Below are 21,559 nucleotides of genomic sequence, written 5' to 3' on the forward strand. Positions count from 1 at the left end.
GATCAACCTTGCCATGCTGGCAAGGTCAAGTGCCATGTTTCAGATCAAGTCACCGATCAATAACCGAGACCGGCCCGTTTGAGGGACATCCCTTCCTGCGTCATCGCGATCCGGTACTTGAGCACATCGCCAGCCTTGAGCTGGATATCCTGCGAACCCGGCGCGAGCATGCCCGGATTGCAACCCGGGACCTGGCCCGGCAGCAGTTTCAGGCGCAGCGAGACGATGCCGGGCGGCAGGTTGAACGAGGTGCTTTGCTCCTGAAACAGCCGCGCCGCCAATTGATCCTGGATGTACACACCGATTTCGCAACTGGTCGCGACTTCCAGGCGCTCGCGGGAAATGATCAGCACGCCATAATCCTGACCGGCAGCATTGGCCGAAGGCACGGCGGCGAAAAGGCTGAGAAAACCAAACAGGCTGAAAACTGACCAGCGCATGGCTGAATCTCCTGAGTTCGAGTCATTGATGGACGCAGCTTGGCCGAGCGTCGCGCCGATTGCCAGCCCGGCAGCTAGCTTCAGAACTTGACCTTGCCATGGTGGCAAGCTCAAAACTGGGTTCAACCTCGGAAAAGGAGTCATCCCATGCAAGTGTTCAACGTTGAAGGCATGTCTTGTGGTCACTGCGTCAAGGCCATCACTCAGGCGGTCCAGGCCAAAGACCCGGCGGCCAGTGTGCGGGTTGATCTGGCGGCCAGGGAGGTCGGTGTCGAAAGTGCGCTGACCGCCCAGCAAGTGATCGAGGCGATCAGCGAAGAGGGTTACGGCATCAAACTGGTCTGAATTTGATAGTTAGCGAGCTACCGGAATGTTCAAGGCGTCCATGTGCGGCTAGACTGTCGGGCTGCCGACTTCTGCCCCACTGGATGCCTGATGAACTTGCGTACCATTCTGATACTTGGCGCCTTGAGCGCTTTCGGTCCGCTGGCGATCGACTTCTATCTACCGGCCTTCCCGGCCATGGCTCTGGCTTTCGGGACGGACGAAAATCACGTTCAGATGACGTTGGCGGCGTACTTCCTTGGCTTGTCCATCGGTCAGTTGGCCTATGGTCCGGTGGCGGATCGTTTCGGGCGACGCATTCCGTTGCTCACCGGTGTCGGCCTGTTCACCGTTGCCTCCGTGGCGTGCGCCTATGCGCCGAATCTGGAATGGCTGATCGGCGCGCGTTTCGTCCAGGCGCTGGGCGGCTGCGCGGGGATGGTGATTTCCCGGGCGGTGGTCAGCGACAAGTGTGATGCGGTGGGTTCGGCGAAAGTCTTTTCGCAACTGATGCTGGTGATGGGGCTTGCCCCCATCCTCGCGCCATTGCTGGGTGGGTTGCTGGTCAACACGACAGGCTGGCAGTCGATCTTCCTGGCCTTGACCGCTTTCAGTGCGCTGGCGGGGCTCGCGGTTGCGACGGGATTGCCGGAAAGCATGCCAGCCCACATACCGCGTCAACCGTTGTCGGGTGCGCTGCGTCAGTACGGCCGGTTGCTGGCTGACCCGATATTTCTTGGCCATGCCTTGACCGGGGGCATCGCCATCGCCGGGATGTTTGCCTACATCGCCGGCTCACCCTTCATCATCATCAAGCTCTACGGCGTTCCAGCCGAGCATTTCGGCTGGCTGTTCGGCACCAATGCGGCGGGTTTCATTCTGGTGGCGCAGGTCAATGCGCGGTTACTGGCCAAACGTGGCCCGATGTTCTTGCTGGCGCGCGCGGTGTGGGTTTATCTGGCGGCCGGCTTGACCCTGCTCGCTGTCAGCGCCCTGCACCCGGCACACCTGTGGCCGCTGCTGATTCCATTGTTCATCTGTATCGCCAGCCTCGGTTGCATCAGTCCCAACGCCGCGGCCTGCGCGATGAGCGGGCAGGGCGGACGGGCCGGCAGCGCGTCGGCGCTGCTCGGCTGCCTGCAATTCAGCGTGGCTGCCGGTGCCTCTGCGCTGGTGGGCGTGCTGCACGACGGTAGCGCCGTGCCGATGGCCATGGTCATCAGCCTGTGTGGAATTCTGGTGGTGAGCGCGGCGATGCTCACCCGGCGCTTGCAAAATGCCCGGGCGCTGGCGCAAGCCCAGGTTTGAGGCCGGAGTCAGCCGGCTGCACGCTGCGGGTGGAGGACGGGAATGGGGTGAGGGGCCTGGATGCGGGCTTCAAGAGTACGGGTGAAAGCGCGAGCTTCTGCTTCGCTGCGGAACGTCACAGCATGTTGGTCTAAGCGAACTTGCCACTGGGACTTTGCCAGTTCTTTTATCAGGATCTTCATAGCTGAACTCCTCTCGTAAAGGATGTCTCGTAAAAGATGTCTCGTAAAAGGCTGCCTCGCAGGAGATTCGATTGTAGTCCTGAATACGAGCACCATTGTGACAAGGGTCAACTGTCGGACTGACGGTTTGTAACTAAAAAAAACAAGGCTTTTTGATGGCGCCCACAGGGGTCGTCTGCGACCGGGACGTCCCGGTCGCAGACGAAAAAACGCAGAAGGCGATGAAATCAGCGATGGTTTTTTTCAGCGCCTCAGAACCCTTCCAGCACAATCTTGCCCTTGGCTTTGCCACTCTCCAGCAGGGCATGGGCACGGCGCAAATTGGCTGCATTGATCGTGCCGAAGTGTCCGCCCACCGTGGTTTTCAGGGTCCCGGCATCGATCAGCCAGGCGACGCGATTGAGCAGGTTGTGCTGCTCGATCATGTCCGCGGTTTCAAACAGCGAACGGGTGTACATGAACTCCCAGTGCAGTGACAGGCTCTTGCGCTTGAGCTTGGTCACGTCCAGCGACTTGGGGTCATCGATCAGCGCCAGCTTGCCTTGGGGCGCCAATGCCTCGACCAGTTGGTCCAGGTGCTGATCGGTCTGGGTCAGGCTGGCGACATGGGTGACCTGATCCACACCGGCATGCTTGAGTGCTTCGCTCAGTGGCTGGCTATGGTCGATCACCAGATCGGCTCCCAGTTCCTTCACCCAGCTTTGGGTCTGCGCACGTGAAGCACTGCCGATGACTTTCAGGGCCGTCAGTTGATGAGCGAGCTGCGTAAGCATCGAGCCCACGCCACCCGCCGCGCCGACGATCAACAGGCTCTGGCCTTCGTCGGTTTTGCCTTCGCGCACTTGCAGGCGCTCGAACAACAGTTCCCACGCCGTGATCGCGGTGAGTGGCAGGGCCGCGGCCTCGGCGAAACCAAGGGTCTTTGGCATGTGGCCGACGATGCGCTCGTCCACCACATGCAACTCGCTGTTGCCGCCCGCACGCGCGATGGAACCGGCGTAATACACCTTGTCGCCGGCCTGGAACAGCGTCACCTCACTGCCCACCGCCTTGACCACACCGGCCACATCCCAACCCAACACCTTGGCCGCGCCACCTTCGGGCTGGACGTTCTGGCGCACCTTGGTGTCCACCGGGTTGACCGAGATGGCTTTGACTTCTACCAGCAAGTCGCGGGGACCGGCAACCGGGTCCGGCAATTCGATGTCTTGCAGAGCTTTGTCGTCACTGATCGGCAAAGAGGCGTAGTAGGCAATGGCTTTCATGGGCGGCTCCTGAACACTAATAGAGAAGAGATTCGATGGGGCAGATGATTGGCTATTTCTCCCGAAGATAAAACCGGCTAAAAGAGCAGTCTCTTTCAATATTTTTTTGATAATCGGTGCTCTTGATGCTGCGTTTCGATGACTTGCAGTTGTTTGTCCGGGCGGCGGACCTGGGCAGTCTGTCCGCCGCCGCACGGGGCATGGACATGTCGGCAGCCGTGGCCAGTGCGGCGCTCAAGCGCATCGAACAGCAACTCGGCGCCCGTTTGTTGGCCCGTTCGACCCGCAGCCTGCGCTTGACCGCCGAAGGCGAGGGCTTTCTCGAATACGCTCGCGCGGCCCTGAGCAATCTAGACGAGGGCCGGCGATTGCTGGCCAGTGGTCAGGACCAGGTCAGCGGGGTTCTGCAACTGTCGGCGCCATCGGACTTTGGCCGCAACCTGCTGCTGCCCTGGCTCGACGAGTTTCAACGCGAGCATCCGAAACTCACCGTGCGCCTGCTGCTGGGGGACCGCATCGCCGATCTGTTTCGCCAACCGGTAGACATTGCCCTGCGCTACGGTGAACCGGAGGACTCCAGCCTGGTAGCGCTGCCCATCGCCCCGCAGAACCGCCGGGTGTTGTGCGCCGCTCCCGGCTATCTGGCTCGGCATGGCGAGCCGCGGCATCTGGAGCAACTGGCACAGCACAATTGCCTGTTGTACATGCTCGGCAGCCGGGTCCACGACCACTGGAGTTTTCACGACGGCAAACGTGAAGTCAGCCTGACCGTCAGCGGCGATCGCTTCAGTGACGATGCCGATGTCGTGCGCCTTTGGGCCGTGGCAGGTGCCGGGATCGCTTACAAGTCCTGGCTCGATGTGGCCGCCGATGTACTGGCCGGCCGCTTGAAGGTGCTGATGCCGGAACTGCTCTGTGAGCGCGCCCCGCTGAATCTATTGTGCGCCCATCGCGCGCAATTGAGTAAGCCGGTGAATCTCTTGCGTGAAATGCTTGTCAGCCGATGTGAACTTTTGAGCAGTCAATTTCCAGGTTTTTCGGATATCGATCATTAGTCGCACGAAAAAAGAGAAATTTCTCTCAGGAACGATCACCACCTATGCCGGGCGGAGTACAGGATCCCGCGACCAACCCGCATATACTAGCGCCCTCATCATGTAGGTAGCGTCGATCCCCCAATGGCGGGTCCACGTTCGAGTCGGTCCGGCTGCACGGTCATCCTTCTGGCCTTCGCAGCGTCGGCCAGGCAGCGCAAATGAGTGAGCAAGGCGTCGCCGGGTTTATGACAGTCTCCACGGATTGGCCGACGACACATTACTGGTCAAGATGTTTCTGGGCAGTAAACGAAACGATTCAACAGGGAGTGAATACATGGAACATGCACCTTGCATCAGCCAGATCGCCACATTGCTGGCTGACCCAAAGCGCAGCGCAATGATGTGGGCCTTGATGGATGGTTCGGCGCGAGCAACCGAAGAGTTGGCATTGCTGGCTGGCCTGTCACCGTCTTCGGCCAGTGCACACCTGGGACGTTTGTCCGCTGGAGGTCTGCTCAAGGTTGAAAGCCGCGGCCGCAAACGCTTCTTCCGTCTGGCCGCGCCCGAGGTCGGGGCGGCAATCGAAGCACTGGCCAGCGCGACCTTCGCCAGCGCACCCCAGGGTATTCCGGACGTATTCAAGCGCAATGCGCCTCTCGTCAAACCCCGGGCGGTGCGTTCGTCATTGCTGAGTGCCCGACTGTGCGACGATCACTTGGGGGGCACCCTGTCCGCCGATCTGTATCAGCGACTGCTGGAGGCAGGCTGGATCGAACAGTTTGATCAGCGGGTCACGGTCACGCTCAAGGGCGCGACGGGGTTGGCGGCACGGGGAGTGTTCATCCAGGCGCTGGCCCATCACAACGGCAGGGTTGCCTGCGCATGCCCTGACTGGAGCGAAAGACGCCCGCACATGGGCGGCTCGCTGGGCGCGGCATTGTTGCAGCTGTTCATGCAGTCGGGGTGGTTGAGCCTGCCCAACGATTCCCGAGCCTTGCAGGTGACGGCCTCCGGCCAACGCGAGATCCATCGCTTTGCCCAGGAAACCGAACTGGAAATGGCGCTTTAAAACCTTACCCCAATCTGTAGGAGCTGGTTTGCCAGCGAAGACGGCGCCACATTCAGCATCATGGTTGAGTGGGGGGGCGCCTTCGCTGGCAAGCCAGCTCCTACAGTTGGATTTGCGGTGCTGCCTAGGGTTTCACCAGCCGCGCATCGAGGCTGTTCTGCGCCAGGCGTTTGGCCTGATCCTGAGTCATGCCCAGGTGGGTGTGCAGCGCATGGAAGTTCTCGGTGACATAGCCACCGAAGTACGCCGGGTCATCGGAGTTCACGGTCACTTTTACGCCGCGCTCCAGCATGTCGAGAATGTTGTGCTGTGACATGTGATCGAACACGCAAAGCTTGGTGTTCGACAACGGGCATACGGTCAGCGGGATCTGCTCGTCGATGATTCGCTGCATCAGGCGTTCGTCTTCGATGGCGCGCACGCCATGGTCGATGCGCTGGATTTTCAGCAGGTCGATGGCTTCCCAGATGTACTCGGGCGGGCCTTCTTCGCCGGCGTGGGCTACGGTCAGGAAGCCTTCGTGACGGGCGCGGTCGAACACGCGCTGGAACTTGCTCGGCGGGTGGCCCATCTCGGAGCTGTCCAGGCCCACGGCGACGAACGCATCGCGGAACGGCAGCGCCTGGTCGAGGGTTTTCTGCGCTTGGTCTTCGCTCAGATGGCGCAGGAAACTCAGGATCAATCCACTGGTGATACCCAGTTGCTGCTCGCCATCCTTCAGCGCAGCGGCGATACCGTTGAGCACCACTTCGAACGGGATGCCACGGTCGGTATGGGTCTGCGGGTCGAAGAACGGTTCGGTGTGAATCACGTTCTGCTCTTTACAGCGCAGCAGGTACGCCCAGGTCAGGTCGTAGAAATCCTGGGACGTGCGCAGCACATCGGCACCCCGGTAATACAGGTCGAGGAACTCCTGCAGGTTGTTGAAGGCATACGCCTTGCGCAAGGTTTCGACGTCGTTCCATGGCAGGGCAATCTTGTTGCGCTCGGCCAGGGCGAACAACAGTTCGGGTTCCAGCGAGCCTTCCAGGTGCAGGTGCAATTCTGCCTTGGGCAGGGCGTTCAGCCAGTCGTACATAATTCTTTTCTCATCAGGTGCAATGGTCGCCATTCTACAGAGGGTTGCCGCAACAATTGGTAAAACCTGACCAGGCGGTTCATCACACCGCTTTCAGTTCCCGTCGATAAGCGTAGGTATCGGCGAAACGCGAGAGCAGGAACTCGGCGCAAGTGGTGGCCGGGAATTACTTCGGCATCTCGGCCTTCATGCCTTCCACGTAGTAATTCATCGAAGCCAGTTGCGCCGTGGTCGCGCTCGCGCCCGCCGGGATTTTTTCGACCCCGGCCTGATCCTTGATTGGCCCGGTGAACAGTTGCAGCGCACCGCTCTTGATGTCGGCGATGAGCTGCTCGGCTTCGCTCTTCACCGTCGCCGGCACCAGATCGCTGATCGGCAGCTCAACGGTGCCTTCTTTCAAACCGCCCCAGTAGTCCAGGGATTTCCAGTCATGGTCGATCACGCTTTGGGTCGCCTGAATGTAGTGCGGGCCCCAGTCATTGACGATGGAGGTCAGCACCGCTTTCGGTCCGAAGTGCGCCATGTCCGAAGCGTAGCCCACCGCATACACACCGCGACGTTCGGCGGCCTGGATCGGGGCGGGGCTGTCGGTGTGCTGGAACACCACATCCACACCCTGATCGATCAACGCGTTGGCGGCATCCGCTTCCTTGCCCGGATCGAACCATGAGTTTACCCACACCACCTTGATCTCGGTGCCGGGGTTGTACTTGTTCAGGGCCAGCTGGATGGCGTTGATGTCGCGGATCACTTCCGGGATCGGGAACGAGGCGACGTAGCCGACTTTTTTGGTCTTGGTCATCTTCGCCGCAAGGAAGCCGCCGACGTAGCGGCCCTCATAAGTGCGCGCCAGGTAAGTGCCGAGGTTCTTGTCCTGCTTGTAGCCGGTGGCGTGTTCGAAGGTCACCTTGGGAAACTGTTTGGCAACTTTCACCGTCGGGTTCATGTAGCCGAAGGAGGTAGTGAAGATCAGGTCGTATTTGTCCTTGGCCATGTTGCGGATCACCCGCTCGGCGTCGGCGCCTTCGGCGACGTTTTCCACGTAGTTGGTGGTGATCTGCGCACCGAATTTTTCTGCCAGTTCCTTGCGCCCCTGTTCATGCTGATACGTCCAGCCGTGGTCACCGATCGGACCGATATAGACGAAGCCGACTTTCAGCGGTTCGTTGGCACTGACGGTCAGACCGGCGCTCAGACCGATGGCCGCCGCAACGGCGCAAAGCAGCTTCTTCAACGGACGGTTGTGCATGAATTGGAACTCCATTTTGTTGTGAGGTTGGCTGGGCTCTCGGGCTTGCACAGAGCAATGCAAATTGCTGACCAACAAGACAACAAAACATGAATCCGCGGTGATGACATCGCGAGCTGGCTCGCGATGGGTCTTTGAAGTCCGATAAAAGTGCATGCCCTTGCACTGCTGCCACCCACTGGTGCGCCAATCCAGATGGCCTTGACCCTCCACAAAACCAATGTGGGAGCTAGCAGGCTCGCTCCCACAGTTTTAATCGGTGTTGTTTCAGGTCCCGGCGATCAACTGCCGCGCCGCCTGGCTGTGTTCAGCAATCAACCCCTTCAGATCCAGCCCCTCGACCTGCCCATCGATCACCCGCCACTTGCCGCCGACCATCACTCGATCCGCGCGATCGGCACCACACAGCAGCAACGCCGAGACCGGATCATGGCTGCCGGAGAAGCGCAGCTCATCGAGCTTGAACATCGCCAGGTCCGCCTGCTTGCCCACCGCCAATTCGCCGATATCGGTACGGCCCAGCAGGCTCGCCGAACCCTTGGTCGCCCAACCCAATACGCGCTCCGGGGTGATTTTCTCGGCGCCGTAGCGCAAGCGTTGGATGTACAGGGCCTGACGCGCTTCGAGCATCATGTTCGAGGCATCGTTGGACGCCGAACCGTCCACGCCCAAACCAAGCAAGGCACCAGCATCGGTCAGATCGATGCTCGGGCAAATGCCCGAGGCCAGGCGCATGTTTGAGCTTGGGCAATGGCAGATGCCTGTCCCGGCAGCGCCGAGACGGGCGATTTCATCCGGGTTGAAATGGATGCCATGGGCCAGCCAGGTACGCGGGCCGAGCCAGCCTACGCTGTCCAGATAATCCACGGTGCGCAGGCCGAAGCGTTGCAGGCAGAAATCTTCTTCGTCGAGGGTTTCTGCCAGGTGGGTGTGCAGGCGCACGTCGAGTTTGTTCGCCAGTTCGGCACTGGCCGACATGATTTCCGGTGTCACCGAAAACGGCGAGCACGGTGCCAGGGCGATCTGGATTTGCGCGCCGTCACCACGTTCGTGGTACTCGGCGATCAGCCGCTGGCTATCGGCGAGGATCACTTCGCCTTCCTGCACGGTTTGTTGCGGCGGCAGGCCACCATCCTTTTCACCGAGGCTCATGGAACCGCGGGTCAGCATGGCACGCATGCCCAGCTCGCGAACGCTTTCAACTTGTACGTCGATCGCGTTTTCCAGACCTTCCGGGAACAGGTAGTGATGGTCGGCGGCAGTGGTGCAACCGGACAGCAGCAATTCAGCCAACGCGACCTTGGTGGCGAGGGCGAGTTTTTCCGGCGTCAGGCGTGCCCAGACTGGGTACAGGGTTTTCAGCCAGGGGAACAGCGGCTGATTGACCACCGGCGCCCAGGCGCGGGTCAGGGTTTGATAGAAGTGGTGATGGGTGTTGATCAGGCCCGGCAGGATCACATGCTCGCGGGCATCGAACACTTCGTTGCACGGTGCGGACGGTTGTTGACCGGCGCCGAGCACTTCGACGATCAAACCGTCTTGCAGCACCAGACCGCCACGGGCATCGAGACCGTTGGCCGTGAAAATGGCGAGGGGATTTTTTAACCAGGTACGGGTCGCAGGCATGTTGGCCGGCTCCTCTGAAAGTTGGGTTCAGGGTTGCCAGCTCAGTGTTGCCCTGTCTGCTGATCCAGGTTCGCCGGGGAGGCGAGGTGCGCAGTGTCGATCAAAACGCTCTGGCGGGCAAGCCCGACCCGACCAGACGAAGAGTAACCCCTGTAGGAGCGAGCTTGCTCGCGATGGAGTATCAGCTACATAGCTGTCGGCTGACACACCATCGCGAGCAAGCTCGCTTCTACAGTAAGGATGGCGTTTACCAGGGAATGGTTTCACCCCGGTAGTTGATGAAATGATGCCCGCCCTGGCCGACATACGCATTCACCTGATCCACCAGACCACGGGTGCTGGTTTCCACGTCGATGTCCGCGCCGTCACCCCCCATGTCGGTTTTCACCCAGCCCGGGTGCAGCGACAGCACGGTGAGTCTGGTTTCGCCCAACTGAGTGACGAAGCTGTTGGTCATGGAATTCAACGCCGCCTTGCTGGCCTTGTACAACGCCAGCTCCGGCGCATCGGGCATGGTCACGCTGCCCAGCACTGAGCTCATGAATGCCAGCACGCCGGTGTCCGGGCGCAGTTGCTCGACAAAGCGCTGGGCCAGGTTGAGCGGCGCCACGGCGTTGGTGAAAAACAGCTGACCGACGTCGGCCATTGTCGCGCCACCGTTCGGCGTCTGCACCTCCGGTCCCTTGACCCCGGCATTGACGAACAACAGGTCAAACACTTCGCTCTTGAGTTGCTGGCTCAGGGTGGACACCGCTTGCTGATCGTCCATGTCGAGCTTTTCGATCCGCACCTTGCCCAGGGCCTGCAAGGCTTCGGCTTTTTGCGGATCGCGCACGGTGGCGGTGACTTGCCAGCCATCGGCCAACAGGGTTTTAACCAGCCCGAGGCCAAGCCCCCGGGAGGCGCCGATGATGAGTGCGGTTTTTGCCTTGGACATGAGTGGCTTCCTTGAAAGTTCAGGATCGTGGATTCAATGGACACTGTTGCCCGAGCCGTTGTTGCAACTCGCCGCGCAGCGCGCCGAGTTCGGCCATGCGGGCTTCGATCAGTTTGAGTTTGTCTTGCAGCAGTTGCGTGACGGCGCTGTCCGGATCGGGCGACTGCCAGATTGCAGCGACGCTGTTGCCGATCTCGCCGAGGGTAAAGCCCAGCCGTTGTGCGGTCTTGATGTACTGCACCAGTTGCACCATGTCTGGCGGATAGTCGCGATACCCGTTGGCGCTGCGTTGCGCCGCGATCAATCCGCGCTGCTCGTAAAAGCGTAGCGTGTCGCGACTGACGGCGCTGGCCTGGGCTAATTCACCGATACGCATCATGACGTCTCGAGGGGGCTTGACCCTGGAGCATACTCCAGGCTTTAGCCTTGTTGCTCCCTGAATTGATGGAGCAATGTCGATGTGGACTACAACGCAATATCGCCGGTTGGTGCAAGGTAGTGCCTGGTATGACTTGATCGTGATGCTCGCGTTTGTCACGCCGTGGAGTTTTGCAGCGTTGCATGGGTTTTTGATGGGCGTGAGTCAGGCGTTGAGTTTGCCCGGTGAGCTGCCACCGTTCGAACCGGCGCACATGTTGATGGCGAATCTGCTGGGGTCGATTGTCTGCGTATGGTCGGTGCTGCGGATTCGTGATCCGCAGCAGGTTTATGGGCGGTATGACGCCGTGGGCAGATTCCTGTTCTCGGCCTGGCAGGCCTATGCCCTGATCCATGGCGCGAGTTCGCTGCTGGTGGTTTTTCTGGTGTTTGAATTGGCGTGGGGCGTGGCTCAGGTGTTGCCTGTGCGGACGCCATCGCGAGCAGGGTTTGCGTCAGACACAATAATTGCTCAAGACGCGATTATGTAGGAGCGAGCCTGCTCGCGATGGCGTCCGCCCAAACAACCACTAATGCCCAGCCTGCCACGGCTGCCCCAACGACACCGGCGCATACAACCGTGTCCGCAGCGCATCCCGGGACAACAGCACCAACACCACAATGGTCGCGACATACGGCAGCATCGCCAGCAGACTGGACGCAATCGCCAGCCCCAACCCCTGCGCCACCAGGTGCAGGATGCTGGCGAGCCCGAACAGGTACGCGCCGAGCAGCAGGCGCCACACCCGCCAACTGGCGAACACCACCAGCGCCAGGGCAATCCAGCCGCGCCCGGCGCTCATGTTCTCCGCCCACATCGGCGTGTACGCCAGGGACAGATAAGCCCCGGCCAACCCTGCCATTGCGCCGCCGAACAACACCGCCAACGTGCGTACAACCAAAACCGGCAAGCCCATGGCGCTGGCGGCGTCGGGATTTTCGCCGACCGCTTGAATGATCAGCCCGATGCGGCTTTTCAGAATCACCCAGGCCACCAATGCAAACAACGCGAACGACAGATACACCAGCAGATCCTGGGCAAACAGCATCCGTCCGATCAGCGGGAGCTCACTCAAATACGGAATCGCCATCGGCTCGAAACCCGCCAGCGGTTTGCCGACCCACGCCGCACCGACAAAGGTCGACAGGCCCACACCGAAAATCGTCAGGGCTAGCCCGGTGGCCACCTGATTGGCGTTGAACACCAGAGCCACCAAGGCAAAGAGAGACGACAACAGTATCCCGGCAAGCATCGCCAGCAACACGCCGAGCCACAGGTTTGCGGTGTTGAACGCGACGATGAAACCGATCACCGCGCCAAACAGCATCATGCCTTCCTGGCCCAGGTTGAGGACGCCGCTTTTCTCGCAGATCAGTTCCCCCAGCGCCACCAGCAGCAACGGCGTACCGCAGCGGACCATGGCGTAGAAAATATTGCTCAGCAGATCGATATCCATCACAGCGCTCCTGCTTGTGCGGCGGTGGCTTGGGCGCGACGGGTCCAGCGCAGGTTCAAGCGCGGTCGGTAGAGAATCAGCACATCACTGGCCAGCAGGAAAAACAGCATCATGCCCTGGAACAATTGGGTAATCGCTTGCGGCAGGTTCAGGCTCATTTGTGCGCTTTCGCCGCCGATGTACAGCAGCGCCATCAACAGGCTGGAAAACAGGATGCCGACAGGATTCAGGCGGCCGAGAAACGCCACGGTGATCGCCGCATAGCCGTAGCCCGGCGAGACCTGCGGCACCAGCTGGCCGATGGGGCCGGTGACTTCGCACACACCCGCCAGCCCAGCCAGGCCACCGCTGATCAACAGCGCGAGCCAGATCAGGCGCTTCTCGCGAAAGCCGACAAAACCGGCGGCACGTTTGTCCAGCCCGAGCACTTTGATCTGAAAACCGACAAAGCTTTTTTGCAACAACACCCAGACCGCCACCAACGCGAGCAGGGCGAAATACACCCCGGCATGCACCCGGCCATCCTCCATCAACAGCGGCATGCGGCTGGCGTCACCGAACATCGCTGACTCGGGGAAGTTGAACCCGGCGGGATCCTTCAAAGGGCCGTGAACGCAGAACAGCAACAGGTTCAGTGCGATGTAGTTGAGCATGATGCTGGTCAGGATCTCATTGGCGTTGAAGCGCGTGCGCAACCACGCCGTCAGGCCGGCCCACGCGGCACCCGCCAGGGTGCCTGTGAGCAGGATCAGCACCAGCGCCCAGCGGCTTTGCATATCGATGATGTTCACCGCCAGCGCACTGCCGGCCAACGCGCCGAGCAGCAGTTGACCTTCGGCACCGATGTTCCAGATACGCGCCTGATACGCGACGGCCAGGCCCAGGGCGCAGAGCAGAATCGGCAGGGCTTTGACCAACAGTTCAGAGACGCCGTACAGGTCGCTGACCGGTGCGATAAGCAGCGTGTGCAAGGTCAGTAGCGGGTCGTGCCCGAGCGCGATAAAAAACAGTGATCCACAGCCCAGGGTCAGGACCGCCGCCAGCAACGGCGAGCACCACAGCATCAGGCGCGATTGCTGGCCACGGGGTTCAAGAGAAAGCAGCATGTGACACTCCGTTAGCGCGTGGCGGATGCGAGTGATTGAGGGGCACCGAACTGGCCGGCCATCCAGCCGCCGACATCGCTCAGGCGCGTATCCACTGTGGCGTGGAGCGCCGACAGCCGACCGCCGCACAAGGCRCCGAGGCGGTCGCTGATCTGGAACAGTTCGTCGAGGTCTTCGGACATCACCAGGATCGCCGCGCCGGCATCGCGCAAGGCAATCAAGGCGCGATGAATGGTGGCGGCGGCGCCGACATCCACACCCCAGGTTGGATGCGCGGCCACCAGCAGTTTCGGTTGCTGAAGGATTTCCCGGCCGAGGATGAATTTTTGCAAATTGCCTCCGGACAGGCTGCGGGCCGACACCTGGCTATCGGGTGTCTTGACGCCGAAACGGTGGATGATTTCCTCGGCCAGTGCTTCGACTTTGCCGCGCTGAATCAGGCCGTTACTCACCAATCCCTGCTGGAAAGCGGTCAGCAGCGTGTTGTCCGCTAGGCTCAGCTCCGGCACCGCGCCATGACCCAAGCGTTCGGCGGGGACGAACGCCAGGCCGAGTTGGCGGCGAGCATCGGGACGCAAATGGGCGACTGGCTCCTGGCCAAATCGGATCGTCGCGCTGGCGTTGCGGGGCAGCAGTGCTTCGCCACTGAGCAAGGCCAGCAACTCATCCTGGCCATTGCCGGCGACACCGGCGATGCCGACAATTTCACCGCCGCGCACTTCAAGGTCGATGTTGGCAAGCGAGCAGCCGAACGGGTCCGGGTTGTGCCAGGACAAGCCACGGACATCAAGGAACGCATCACCTCCAGTAACCTTCGGATAGTCTGCGATCAACTCCGCTGCTTCACCGACCATCAAGCGCGCCAGTTGCTGATCCGAACACTCGGCCGGCACGCAATGCCCGGCCACCCGACCGCCTCGTAAAACTGTTGCGCTGTGGCACAACGCGCGGACTTCCCCGAGCTTGTGGCTGATGAACAAAATGCTGCTGCCGTCGGCAGCGAGCCGGCGCAGGGTGACGAACAAGTCGTCGGTCTCTTGCGGCGTCAGCACCGAAGTCGGTTCATCGAGAATCAACAGGCGGATGTCCTGCATCAGGCAACGAATGATTTCCACCCTTTGCCGTTCACCGATCGACAGGCTGTGGACAAGTCGCTCCGGTTCCAGCGCCATGCCGTAGCGGCGGGACACTTCGCGAATCTTCGGCTCAAGCTGTTTGGGTGTGCCTGCCGCCGCGCCCATGGCCAGGGCAATGTTCTGCGCCACGCTCAGGGCTTCGAACAGCGAAAAATGCTGGAACACCATGCCGATTCCCAGACCGCGCGCCTGGGCCGGGTTGCGCAGGCTCACCTGCTGACCTTGCCAGATCACCTCGCCCGAATCGGCGTGGGTGACGCCGTAGATGATTTTCATCAGCGTGCTTTTGCCCGCGCCGTTTTCGCCGAGCAGGGCATGGATCTCGCCAGGGGCAATGGACAGGTCGATGGCGTCGTTGGCCAGGCAACCGGGGTAGCGTTTTGTGATTTTGCGCAGTTGCAGGCGCGGAATCGGATCAGGAATTGGAGCGGGATTGGGCATGACAGGCTCGGTGCTGTTGGACTTGTGCCTGTGGATAAAGCAATTTTCTGGCCACTTGGTCAGGAAAACTTCGAAGTCCTGTGAGCCGAGGCGTTGAGTACGCAGCTTTCAAATGTGCCACGCAGAGCCCGGCACCACATGGGGGCAATGGTGCAAATCAAGCCCTGATTTTGCTCGTGCGCTTTTGCTCAAAAAATGAGCAACTGACCACAAGCCATACCGTGCAGGGCGCCGAGACGGCCATGAACGGGTTATCCACAGATTGCTCCACAGTATTTGTGCGCAAGCTCAAAGCACGGGCATAAGCACTGAGTGGCTTTCTTCTAAAGGCGATAAACCGTCGTAACTGTTTGTTTTTATTTGTATTTGATTTGCTTGATGGCGGATTGGACGAAAATTGAACAAAGTTCGCAAAGCCGTATGACACAAGGGTTACAGCCGTATGTGCTCAGGTTATCCACAGCCGGGTGCACAGCAGATGTGGGCAAATATGGAATAAGTGGAAAAGCGGCGTGCCCCAAAAAATTGCAGCCTGTGCGGAAGCCTTTTAGCGCTGTAACAAAATGCGTCCGCGACTCAAATCGGCCAGTTGTGACTGCAAGGTGTCGATCTGCGCATCGCCCACAGCCAATTGCAACTCGACACCATTGGCGGTGAAGGTTTCATCCACAACCAATCCACCTGCCTCCGCCACCCGCAGCTTGACCAGGGCCAACTCGGCAAATCCGCAAGCGCAACGCAGCGGCACCCGGCTGATCAGCTCAATCTTTGGCGCCGCTTGCAGGCATTTATTTGCACCACCGCCATAGGCCCGGGCGAGCCCACCGGTGCCCAGTTGGATGCCGCCATACCAGCGAATCACCAGTACCGCGACCTGATCGCAATCCTGCGCTTCGATCGCCGCTAGCATCGGCCGGCCGGCCGTACCGCCGGGCTCGCCATCATCAGTGCTGCGATACTGATCGCCGAGTTTCCACGCCCAGCAGTTGTGCGAGGCATTCAAGTCACTGTGCTGTTCAATGAACGCCTGGGCCTCGGCCGGGCTGGAGACTGGCGCGGCGAAGGTAATGAAGCGGCTCTTGCGAATCTCTTCGCGGTATTCGTAAAAACCGCTGAGGGTAAAAGGCATACGTACCTGAATGGCTACTTAAATGGCAGGTTGCAGGCCGCAGCCCTTGAGAATGATGCGGATCAGGTTGTCCCCGGCGTCTTCCATGTCCTGTTTAGTCAACCTGGTGCGCCCGGTTACGCGGCAGATCTGCGTGGCGAAATCGGCGTAATGCTGGGTGCTGCCCCACAACAGGAAGATCAGGTGCACCGGATCGACCAGGTCCATTTTACCGGCGTCGATCCACGCCTGGAACACGCCCGCACGGCCCTGAAACCAGGCGCGATAATCCTGGTTGAAGTACTCGGTCAGGCATTCACCGCCACTGATGACTTCCATGGCGAAAATCCGCGAGGCTTGTGGCTGGCGTCGGGAGAACTCCATTTTCGCGCGGATGTAACGAGTCAATGCTTCGCTCGGATCGTCTTCGGCGGTGAGGGTGTTGAAGGTGCTGTCCCACAACTCGATGATGTTGCTTAGCACCGCCACGTACAAACCGAGTTTGTTGGTGAAGTAGTAATGCAGGTTTGCCTTGGGCAACCCGGCATTCTGGGCGATGGTGTTCATGCTCGTGCCTTTGTACCCGTGACGGGCGAACTCGTCTTCGGCGGCTTTGATGATGGTCTCTTCGTTTTTCTGACGAATGCGGCTGACGGGTTTGCCGCCGTGGGCTGGGACTTCAAAGGTCATAAGCATTTCCGAACTGATGGGTGGGACGGCCAGTGCGTTGATAGCGTACCCACCGGATTCAGACAAGTCCTTATGTGGCGCAAGGATCATTAACGCGTCGCGGCCAGGCTCTCGAGAAAACTCTCCAGCACCAGATGCGGGCGACGCCCCTTGCGTGTAACCGACGCCAGGCTGAGGTCATAGAAGCGCGTTTTCGCTTTCAACGCGCGCAACCGACCTTGCTGCACCCAAAGACTCGCGTAGTGATCCGGCAGGTAACCGATGTAGCGCCCGGTCAGGATAAGGAACGCCATGCCTTCGCGGTCCGAGGCACTGGCGGTGCAATTGAGCGCCTGGTAGTGAGCCTGGATCTCCGCTGGCAAACGGAAGGTGGGTGCGATGGCGTCCTGACTGTTCAGGCGTTCGTCGTCCAGTTGCTTGTCATCGACATAAAACAGCGGATGGCCGACCGCGCAGTACAACAGCGATCGCTCGCTATACAGCGGTTGATACTCGAGCCCCGAGAGCGCACTGGCCTGCGGCACCACGCCGACGTGCAGGCGACCGTCAAGCACGCCTTGTTCGACCTCATTGGGCGCGATCATGCGGATCTGGATCTGCACGTCCGGGCCGCGCTCTTTCAATTGCGCGAGGGCATGGGTGATGCGCATGTGGGGCAGGGTGACCAGGTTGTCCGTCAAGCCAATGATCAACTCGCCGCGCAAGTGCTGGTGCAGGCCATTGACCTCGGTGCGGAAGCTTTCCAGCGCACTTAACAGTTGCAGCACCGATTGATAGACCTCGCGGCCTTCTTCGGTCAGGGAAAACCCGGCACGTCCCCGTTGGCACAGGCGTAAACCGAGGCGTTGCTCCAGATCGCTCATCTGCTGGCTGATCGCTGAGCGACCGATGCCCAGCACGGTTTCCGCCGCAGAGAAGCCGCCGCATTCCACCACGCTGCGGAAAATCCTCAGCAGGCGGATATCAAAGTCGCTGACCTGGGCCAGCGGATCGGGACGGCGAGTGCTCATGCGGGTTACTCAAAGTTTAGTGGTTGGCTGACTGAACATTAGAAAAGTTGGATTTCACCGACTTTATCCCCGTGGCAATTTAGCTGCAACAACGGTTTTCAATCCTTACGCCGCTTATTGCCTTGCGAGGTTACGCCCATGAACCAGCCTGAAAACGCCCCGACTTCCCTGGCCAGCCAGCTCAAGCTCGATGCTCACTGGATGCCTTACACCGCCAACCGTAACTTCCAGCGCGACCCGCGCCTGATCGTTGGCGCCGAAGGCAGCTGGCTGATCGACGACAAGGGCCGCAAGGTATATGACTCGCTGTCCGGTCTGTGGACCTGTGGCGCCGGGCACACCCGCAAGGAAATCCAGGAAGCGGTCTCCAAGCAATTGGGCACCCTCGACTACTCGCCAGGTTTCCAGTACGGCCATCCGTTGTCCTTCCAGCTGGCTGAGAAAATCACCGACCTGACCCCGGGCAACCTGAACCACGTGTTCTTCACCGACTCGGGCTCCGAGTGTGCTGACACCGCTGTGAAGATGGTCCGTGCTTACTGGCGCCTGAAGGGCCAGTCGACCAAGACCAAAATGATCGGCCGTGCCCGTGGTTACCACGGTGTGAACATCGCCGGCACCAGCCTCGGCGGCGTGAACGGCAACCGCAAGCTGTTCGGTCAGGCGATGATGGACGTCGACCACCTGCCGCACACTTTGCTGGCAAGCAACGCTTATTCCCGTGGCATGCCGGAGCAGGGTGGTATCGCCCTGGCTGACGAACTGTTGAAGCTGATCGAACTGCACGATGCGTCGAACATCGCGGCGGTCTTCGTCGAGCCATTGGCCGGTTCCGCTGGCGTGCTGGTTCCACCACAGGGTTACCTCAAGCGTCTGCGTGAAATCTGCGACCAGCACAACATCCTGCTGGTGTTCGACGAAGTGATCACCGGTTTCGGCCGTACCGGCACCATGTTCGGCGCCACCACCTTCGGCGTGACCCCGGACCTGATGTGCATCGCCAAGCAAGTCACCAACGGTGCGATCCCGATGGGCGCGGTGATTGCCAGCTCCGAGATCTACCAGACCTTCATGAATCAGCCGACGCCTGAATACGCGGTTGAATTCCCCCATGGCTACACCTATTCCGCGCATCCGGTGGCTTGCGCCGCGGGCCTGGCAGCACTCGACCTGCTGCAAAAGGAAAACCTGGTGCAGAGCGTGGCTGAAGTCGCACCGCATTTCGAAAATGCGCTGCACGGCCTCAAAGGCACCAAGAACATCATCGACATCCGCAACTTCGGCCTGGCTGGCGCGATCCAGATCGCCCCTCGTGACGGCGATGCGATCGTGCGTCCGTTCGAAGCCGGCATGGCGCTGTGGAAAGCCGGGTTCTACGTGCGCTTCGGCGGCGACACCCTGCAGTTCGGCCCAACCTTCAACAGCAAGCCGCAGGACCTGGATCGCCTGTTCGACGCGGTCGGCGAAGTGCTGAGCAAGATCGACTGATTTCTCCCTCTATATATGTATTCAAACAACAGGCGTCCCGAAACGGACGCCTGTGGACAACTTTTCAGGAGCTTCCATGAGCGTTATTCCGCATTTGATCAATGGCGAACTGGTGACTGAGAACGGTCGCGCGGTTGATGTGTTCAACCCGTCTACCGGCCAGGCTATTCACAAGTTGCCGCTGGCGACCCGCGAAACCATCCAGAGCGCCATCGACGCCGCCAAGGCTGCATTCCCGGCCTGGCGCAACACGCCACCGGCCAAGCGGGCCCAAGTGATGTTCCGCTTCAAGCAACTGCTGGAACAGAACGAAGCGCGCATCTCGCAATTGATCAGCGAAGAACACGGCAAGACCCTGGAAGACGCCGCTGGTGAACTTAAGCGCGGTATCGAGAACGTCGAGTTCGCTTGCGCGGCGCCGGAAATCCTCAAGGGCGAATACAGCCGCAACGTCGGCCCGAACATCGATGCATGGTCGGACTTCCAGCCACTGGGCGTGGTGGCCGGTATCACGCCGTTCAACTTCCCGGCCATGGTGCCGCTGTGGATGTACCCGCTGGCCATCGTCTGCGGCAACTGCTTCATCCTCAAACCGTCCGAGCGTGATCCGAGCTCGACGCTGCTGATTGCCCAGTTGCTGCTGGAAGCTGGTTTGCCCAAAGGCGTACTGAGCGTGGTGCACGGTGACAAGACTGCAGTGGACGCATTGATCGAAGCGCCGGAAGTCAAGGCACTGAGCTTCGTCGGTTCGACCCCGATTGCCGAATACATCTATAGCGAAGGCACCAAGCGCGGTAAACGCGTTCAGGCCCTGGGTGGTGCGAAGAACCATGCGGTGCTGATGCCGGATGCAGATCTGGACAACGCTGTCAGCGCACTGATGGGCGCGGCTTACGGCTCTTGCGGTGAGCGCTGCATGGCGATCTCCGTGGCCGTGTGTGTCGGCGACCAGGTTGCCGATGCTCTGGTGGCCAAACTGGTTCCGCAAATCCAGGCGCTGAAGATCGGTGCCGGTACTTCCTGCGGTCTGGACATGGGCCCTCTGGTTACTGGTCAAGCGCGGGACAAGGTCAGCGGTTACGTGGAAGACGGCGTAGCAGCTGGCGCGACACTGGTAGTGGACGGTCGTGGCCTGACCGTGGCCGGTTATGAGGAAGGCTTCTTCCTGGGTGGCTGCCTGTTCGACAACGTCACGCCAGAAATGCGCATCTATAAGGAAGAGATTTTCGGGCCGGTATTGTGCGTCGTCCGGGTCAACAGCCTGGAAGAGGCGATGCAACTGATCAACGATCACGAGTATGGCAACGGCACCTGCATCTTCACCCGTGACGGGGAAGCGGCGCGCCTGTTCTGCGACGAGATCGAAGTCGGCATGGTCGGCGTCAACGTACCGCTGCCGGTGCCGGTGGCTTACCACAGTTTTGGTGGCTGGAAACGTTCGCTGTTCGGCGACCTGCATGCCTATGGCCCGGATGGTGTACGTTTCTACACCCGCCGCAAGGCCATCACCCAGCGCTGGCCGCAGCGTGCGAGCCATGAGGCTTCGCAGTTCGCTTTCCCTAGCTTGTAAGTAGAAGGGTAAAGAAGGCCGACCCAACGGGTCGGCCTTTTGTTTTTGGGGCTTTTTTAGCTATATGACAGTTTTGTGAAAATAGCTGTTGACGGCAGATTCTGGAAGCCTATAATTCGCCCCACTTCCGGCGCAGTCGAAACGAAAAACTCCTTGGTAAACAATGAGTTATGCAGTTTTCGGCAGCAGGTTGCTTCAGGTCATCGAAGCCAAAAGGGAGTTGAAAAAGAGGTGTTGACAGCAGCGTGTAACGCTGTAGAATTCGCCTCCCGCTGATGAGAGATCTGAAGCGCAAGTGGTTGAAGTTGTTAAGGATTCCTTGAAAACTTCTGAAAAATACCACTTGACAGCAAATGAGGCTGCTGTAGAATGCGCGCCTCGGTTGAGACGAAAGATCTTAGCCAACCGCTCTTTAACAACTGAATCAAGCAATTCGTGTGGGTGCTTGTGGAGTCAGACTGCTAGTCAACAGATTATCAGCATCACAAGTTACTCCGCGAGAAATCAAAGATGTAACCAACGATTGCTGAGCCAAGTTTAGGGTTTTCTCAAAACCCAAAGATGTTTGAACTGAAGAGTTTGATCATGGCTCAGATTGAACGCTGGCGGCAGGCCTAACAC

At 59.9% G+C, this 21,559-nt stretch carries 21 protein-coding genes; 7 read left to right on the forward strand and 14 right to left on the reverse strand.

What is annotated here, in order from left to right; translation table 11 throughout:
- Positions 1-56: 56 nt before the first annotated feature.
- Positions 57-440: a hypothetical protein gene (locus AC1DWG_RS15595; protein WP_477763596.1), complete on the reverse strand. Its 384-nt coding sequence runs from the start codon at positions 438-440 to the stop codon at positions 57-59.
- 147 nt (positions 441-587) lie between these two features.
- Between AC1DWG_RS15595 and AC1DWG_RS15600 the strand changes: the two genes are divergently transcribed.
- Complete coding sequence (locus AC1DWG_RS15600; RefSeq protein WP_477756151.1) at positions 588-785, forward strand: heavy-metal-associated domain-containing protein; 198 nt, start codon at positions 588-590, stop codon at positions 783-785.
- Between the two features lie 90 nt (positions 786-875).
- A complete protein-coding gene (locus tag AC1DWG_RS15605; RefSeq protein WP_477763595.1) occupies positions 876-2,072 on the forward strand; it encodes a multidrug effflux MFS transporter in 1,197 nt (398 codons plus the stop codon).
- A gap of 8 nt (positions 2,073-2,080) precedes the next feature.
- Here the strand turns inward: AC1DWG_RS15605 and AC1DWG_RS15610 are convergent, their stop codons facing one another.
- Positions 2,081-2,254, reverse strand: coding sequence for a hypothetical protein (locus AC1DWG_RS15610; protein WP_007996470.1), 174 nt, complete (start codon positions 2,252-2,254; stop codon positions 2,081-2,083).
- Positions 2,255-2,505: 251 nt separating this feature from the next.
- The gene (locus tag AC1DWG_RS15615) at positions 2,506-3,519 is read right to left on the reverse strand and encodes a zinc-binding alcohol dehydrogenase family protein (RefSeq protein ID WP_477760721.1); all 1,014 of its coding nucleotides are present in this window, start codon (positions 3,517-3,519) and stop codon (positions 2,506-2,508) included.
- A 125-nt stretch (positions 3,520-3,644) separates the two neighbouring features.
- Between AC1DWG_RS15615 and AC1DWG_RS15620 the strand changes: the two genes are divergently transcribed.
- Together AC1DWG_RS15620 and AC1DWG_RS15625 are read left to right on the forward strand one after the other, a co-directional pair.
- Positions 3,645-4,574, forward strand: a complete 930-nt coding sequence (locus tag AC1DWG_RS15620) for a LysR family transcriptional regulator (RefSeq protein WP_477756857.1) — start codon at positions 3,645-3,647, stop codon at positions 4,572-4,574.
- A gap of 316 nt (positions 4,575-4,890) precedes the next feature.
- Positions 4,891-5,625, forward strand: coding sequence for an ArsR/SmtB family transcription factor (locus tag AC1DWG_RS15625; RefSeq protein WP_477756682.1), 735 nt, complete (start codon positions 4,891-4,893; stop codon positions 5,623-5,625).
- A gap of 124 nt (positions 5,626-5,749) precedes the next feature.
- Here AC1DWG_RS15625 and AC1DWG_RS15630 read toward each other — a convergent pair whose 3' ends face one another.
- The 5 genes from AC1DWG_RS15630 to AC1DWG_RS15650 form a co-directional block, all read right to left on the reverse strand.
- A complete protein-coding gene (locus tag AC1DWG_RS15630; protein WP_150727777.1) occupies positions 5,750-6,703 on the reverse strand; it encodes an adenosine deaminase in 954 nt (317 codons plus the stop codon).
- Between the two features lie 166 nt (positions 6,704-6,869).
- Positions 6,870-7,952, reverse strand: coding sequence for a BMP family ABC transporter substrate-binding protein (locus AC1DWG_RS15635; RefSeq protein WP_477763594.1), 1,083 nt, complete (start codon positions 7,950-7,952; stop codon positions 6,870-6,872).
- A 267-nt stretch (positions 7,953-8,219) separates the two neighbouring features.
- Entirely contained in the window at positions 8,220-9,578 is a 1,359-nt protein-coding gene (locus AC1DWG_RS15640) for an 8-oxoguanine deaminase (protein ID WP_477763593.1), read from the reverse strand.
- Positions 9,579-9,825: 247 nt separating this feature from the next.
- Positions 9,826-10,515, reverse strand: a complete 690-nt coding sequence (locus tag AC1DWG_RS15645) for an SDR family oxidoreductase (protein ID WP_477756712.1) — start codon at positions 10,513-10,515, stop codon at positions 9,826-9,828.
- A 19-nt stretch (positions 10,516-10,534) separates the two neighbouring features.
- On the reverse strand, positions 10,535-10,891 hold the full coding sequence (locus tag AC1DWG_RS15650) for a MerR family transcriptional regulator (protein ID WP_477756714.1): 357 nt from the start codon (positions 10,889-10,891) through the stop codon (positions 10,535-10,537).
- An 82-nt stretch (positions 10,892-10,973) separates the two neighbouring features.
- On the opposite strand from AC1DWG_RS15650, the gene AC1DWG_RS15655 reads away from it, so the two are divergent.
- A complete protein-coding gene (locus AC1DWG_RS15655; RefSeq protein ID WP_477763592.1) occupies positions 10,974-11,423 on the forward strand; it encodes a hypothetical protein in 450 nt (149 codons plus the stop codon).
- Between the two features lie 39 nt (positions 11,424-11,462).
- Here the strand turns inward: AC1DWG_RS15655 and AC1DWG_RS15660 are convergent, their stop codons facing one another.
- The 6 genes from AC1DWG_RS15660 to AC1DWG_RS15685 form a co-directional block, all read right to left on the reverse strand.
- Complete coding sequence (locus AC1DWG_RS15660; RefSeq protein ID WP_477755399.1) at positions 11,463-12,389, reverse strand: ABC transporter permease; 927 nt, start codon at positions 12,387-12,389, stop codon at positions 11,463-11,465.
- The gene (locus tag AC1DWG_RS15665) at positions 12,389-13,495 is read right to left on the reverse strand and encodes an ABC transporter permease (RefSeq protein ID WP_477763590.1); all 1,107 of its coding nucleotides are present in this window, start codon (positions 13,493-13,495) and stop codon (positions 12,389-12,391) included. The genes AC1DWG_RS15660 and AC1DWG_RS15665 overlap by 1 nt, the downstream gene beginning before the upstream one ends.
- 11 nt (positions 13,496-13,506) lie before the next feature.
- On the reverse strand, positions 13,507-15,072 hold the full coding sequence (locus AC1DWG_RS15670) for an ABC transporter ATP-binding protein (protein WP_477763589.1): 1,566 nt from the start codon (positions 15,070-15,072) through the stop codon (positions 13,507-13,509).
- 547 nt (positions 15,073-15,619) lie between these two features.
- Positions 15,620-16,201 (reverse strand): IMPACT family protein, encoded by a 582-nt coding sequence (locus AC1DWG_RS15675; RefSeq protein WP_477763588.1) that lies wholly within the window; start codon positions 16,199-16,201, stop codon positions 15,620-15,622.
- 18 nt (positions 16,202-16,219) lie between these two features.
- On the reverse strand, positions 16,220-16,870 hold the full coding sequence (locus AC1DWG_RS15680; RefSeq protein ID WP_477755395.1) for a TetR/AcrR family transcriptional regulator: 651 nt from the start codon (positions 16,868-16,870) through the stop codon (positions 16,220-16,222).
- Positions 16,871-16,959: 89 nt separating this feature from the next.
- Complete coding sequence (locus AC1DWG_RS15685; RefSeq protein WP_477763587.1) at positions 16,960-17,880, reverse strand: LysR family transcriptional regulator; 921 nt, start codon at positions 17,878-17,880, stop codon at positions 16,960-16,962.
- 138 nt (positions 17,881-18,018) lie between these two features.
- On the opposite strand from AC1DWG_RS15685, the gene aptA reads away from it, so the two are divergent.
- Positions 18,019-19,368 carry an omega-aminotransferase AptA gene (gene aptA, locus AC1DWG_RS15690; RefSeq protein ID WP_477755393.1) on the forward strand — a complete coding sequence of 450 codons (1,350 nt, stop codon included), beginning with the start codon at positions 18,019-18,021 and terminating at the stop codon, positions 19,366-19,368.
- A 76-nt stretch (positions 19,369-19,444) separates the two neighbouring features.
- Positions 19,445-20,938: a CoA-acylating methylmalonate-semialdehyde dehydrogenase gene (locus AC1DWG_RS15695; RefSeq protein ID WP_477787970.1), complete on the forward strand. Its 1,494-nt coding sequence runs from the start codon at positions 19,445-19,447 to the stop codon at positions 20,936-20,938.
- Positions 20,939-21,559: the final 621 nt, after the last annotated feature.

The sequence above is a fragment of the Pseudomonas sp. P4_B3 genome (assembly GCF_056402295.1).

Coding starts and splice junctions, on each gene's coding strand:
- AC1DWG_RS15595 (WP_477763596.1), bottom strand. CDS start 440: ATGCGCTGGTCAGTTTTCAGCCTGTTTGGTTTTCTCAGCCTTTTCGCC.
- AC1DWG_RS15600 (WP_477756151.1), top strand. CDS start 588: ATGCAAGTGTTCAACGTTGAAGGCATGTCTTGTGGTCACTGCGTCAAG.
- AC1DWG_RS15605 (WP_477763595.1), top strand. CDS start 876: ATGAACTTGCGTACCATTCTGATACTTGGCGCCTTGAGCGCTTTCGGT.
- AC1DWG_RS15610 (WP_007996470.1), bottom strand. CDS start 2,254: ATGAAGATCCTGATAAAAGAACTGGCAAAGTCCCAGTGGCAAGTTCGC.
- AC1DWG_RS15615 (WP_477760721.1), bottom strand. CDS start 3,519: ATGAAAGCCATTGCCTACTACGCCTCTTTGCCGATCAGTGACGACAAA.
- AC1DWG_RS15620 (WP_477756857.1), top strand. CDS start 3,645: ATGCTGCGTTTCGATGACTTGCAGTTGTTTGTCCGGGCGGCGGACCTG.
- AC1DWG_RS15625 (WP_477756682.1), top strand. CDS start 4,891: ATGGAACATGCACCTTGCATCAGCCAGATCGCCACATTGCTGGCTGAC.
- AC1DWG_RS15630 (WP_150727777.1), bottom strand. CDS start 6,703: ATGTACGACTGGCTGAACGCCCTGCCCAAGGCAGAATTGCACCTGCAC.
- AC1DWG_RS15635 (WP_477763594.1), bottom strand. CDS start 7,952: ATGCACAACCGTCCGTTGAAGAAGCTGCTTTGCGCCGTTGCGGCGGCC.
- AC1DWG_RS15640 (WP_477763593.1), bottom strand. CDS start 9,578: ATGCCTGCGACCCGTACCTGGTTAAAAAATCCCCTCGCCATTTTCACG.
- AC1DWG_RS15645 (WP_477756712.1), bottom strand. CDS start 10,515: ATGTCCAAGGCAAAAACCGCACTCATCATCGGCGCCTCCCGGGGGCTT.
- AC1DWG_RS15650 (WP_477756714.1), bottom strand. CDS start 10,891: ATGCGTATCGGTGAATTAGCCCAGGCCAGCGCCGTCAGTCGCGACACG.
- AC1DWG_RS15655 (WP_477763592.1), top strand. CDS start 10,974: ATGTGGACTACAACGCAATATCGCCGGTTGGTGCAAGGTAGTGCCTGG.
- AC1DWG_RS15660 (WP_477755399.1), bottom strand. CDS start 12,389: ATGGATATCGATCTGCTGAGCAATATTTTCTACGCCATGGTCCGCTGC.
- AC1DWG_RS15665 (WP_477763590.1), bottom strand. CDS start 13,495: ATGCTGCTTTCTCTTGAACCCCGTGGCCAGCAATCGCGCCTGATGCTG.
- AC1DWG_RS15675 (WP_477763588.1), bottom strand. CDS start 16,201: ATGCCTTTTACCCTCAGCGGTTTTTACGAATACCGCGAAGAGATTCGC.
- AC1DWG_RS15680 (WP_477755395.1), bottom strand. CDS start 16,870: ATGACCTTTGAAGTCCCAGCCCACGGCGGCAAACCCGTCAGCCGCATT.
- AC1DWG_RS15685 (WP_477763587.1), bottom strand. CDS start 17,880: ATGAGCACTCGCCGTCCCGATCCGCTGGCCCAGGTCAGCGACTTTGAT.
- aptA (WP_477755393.1), top strand. CDS start 18,019: ATGAACCAGCCTGAAAACGCCCCGACTTCCCTGGCCAGCCAGCTCAAG.
- AC1DWG_RS15695 (WP_477787970.1), top strand. CDS start 19,445: ATGAGCGTTATTCCGCATTTGATCAATGGCGAACTGGTGACTGAGAAC.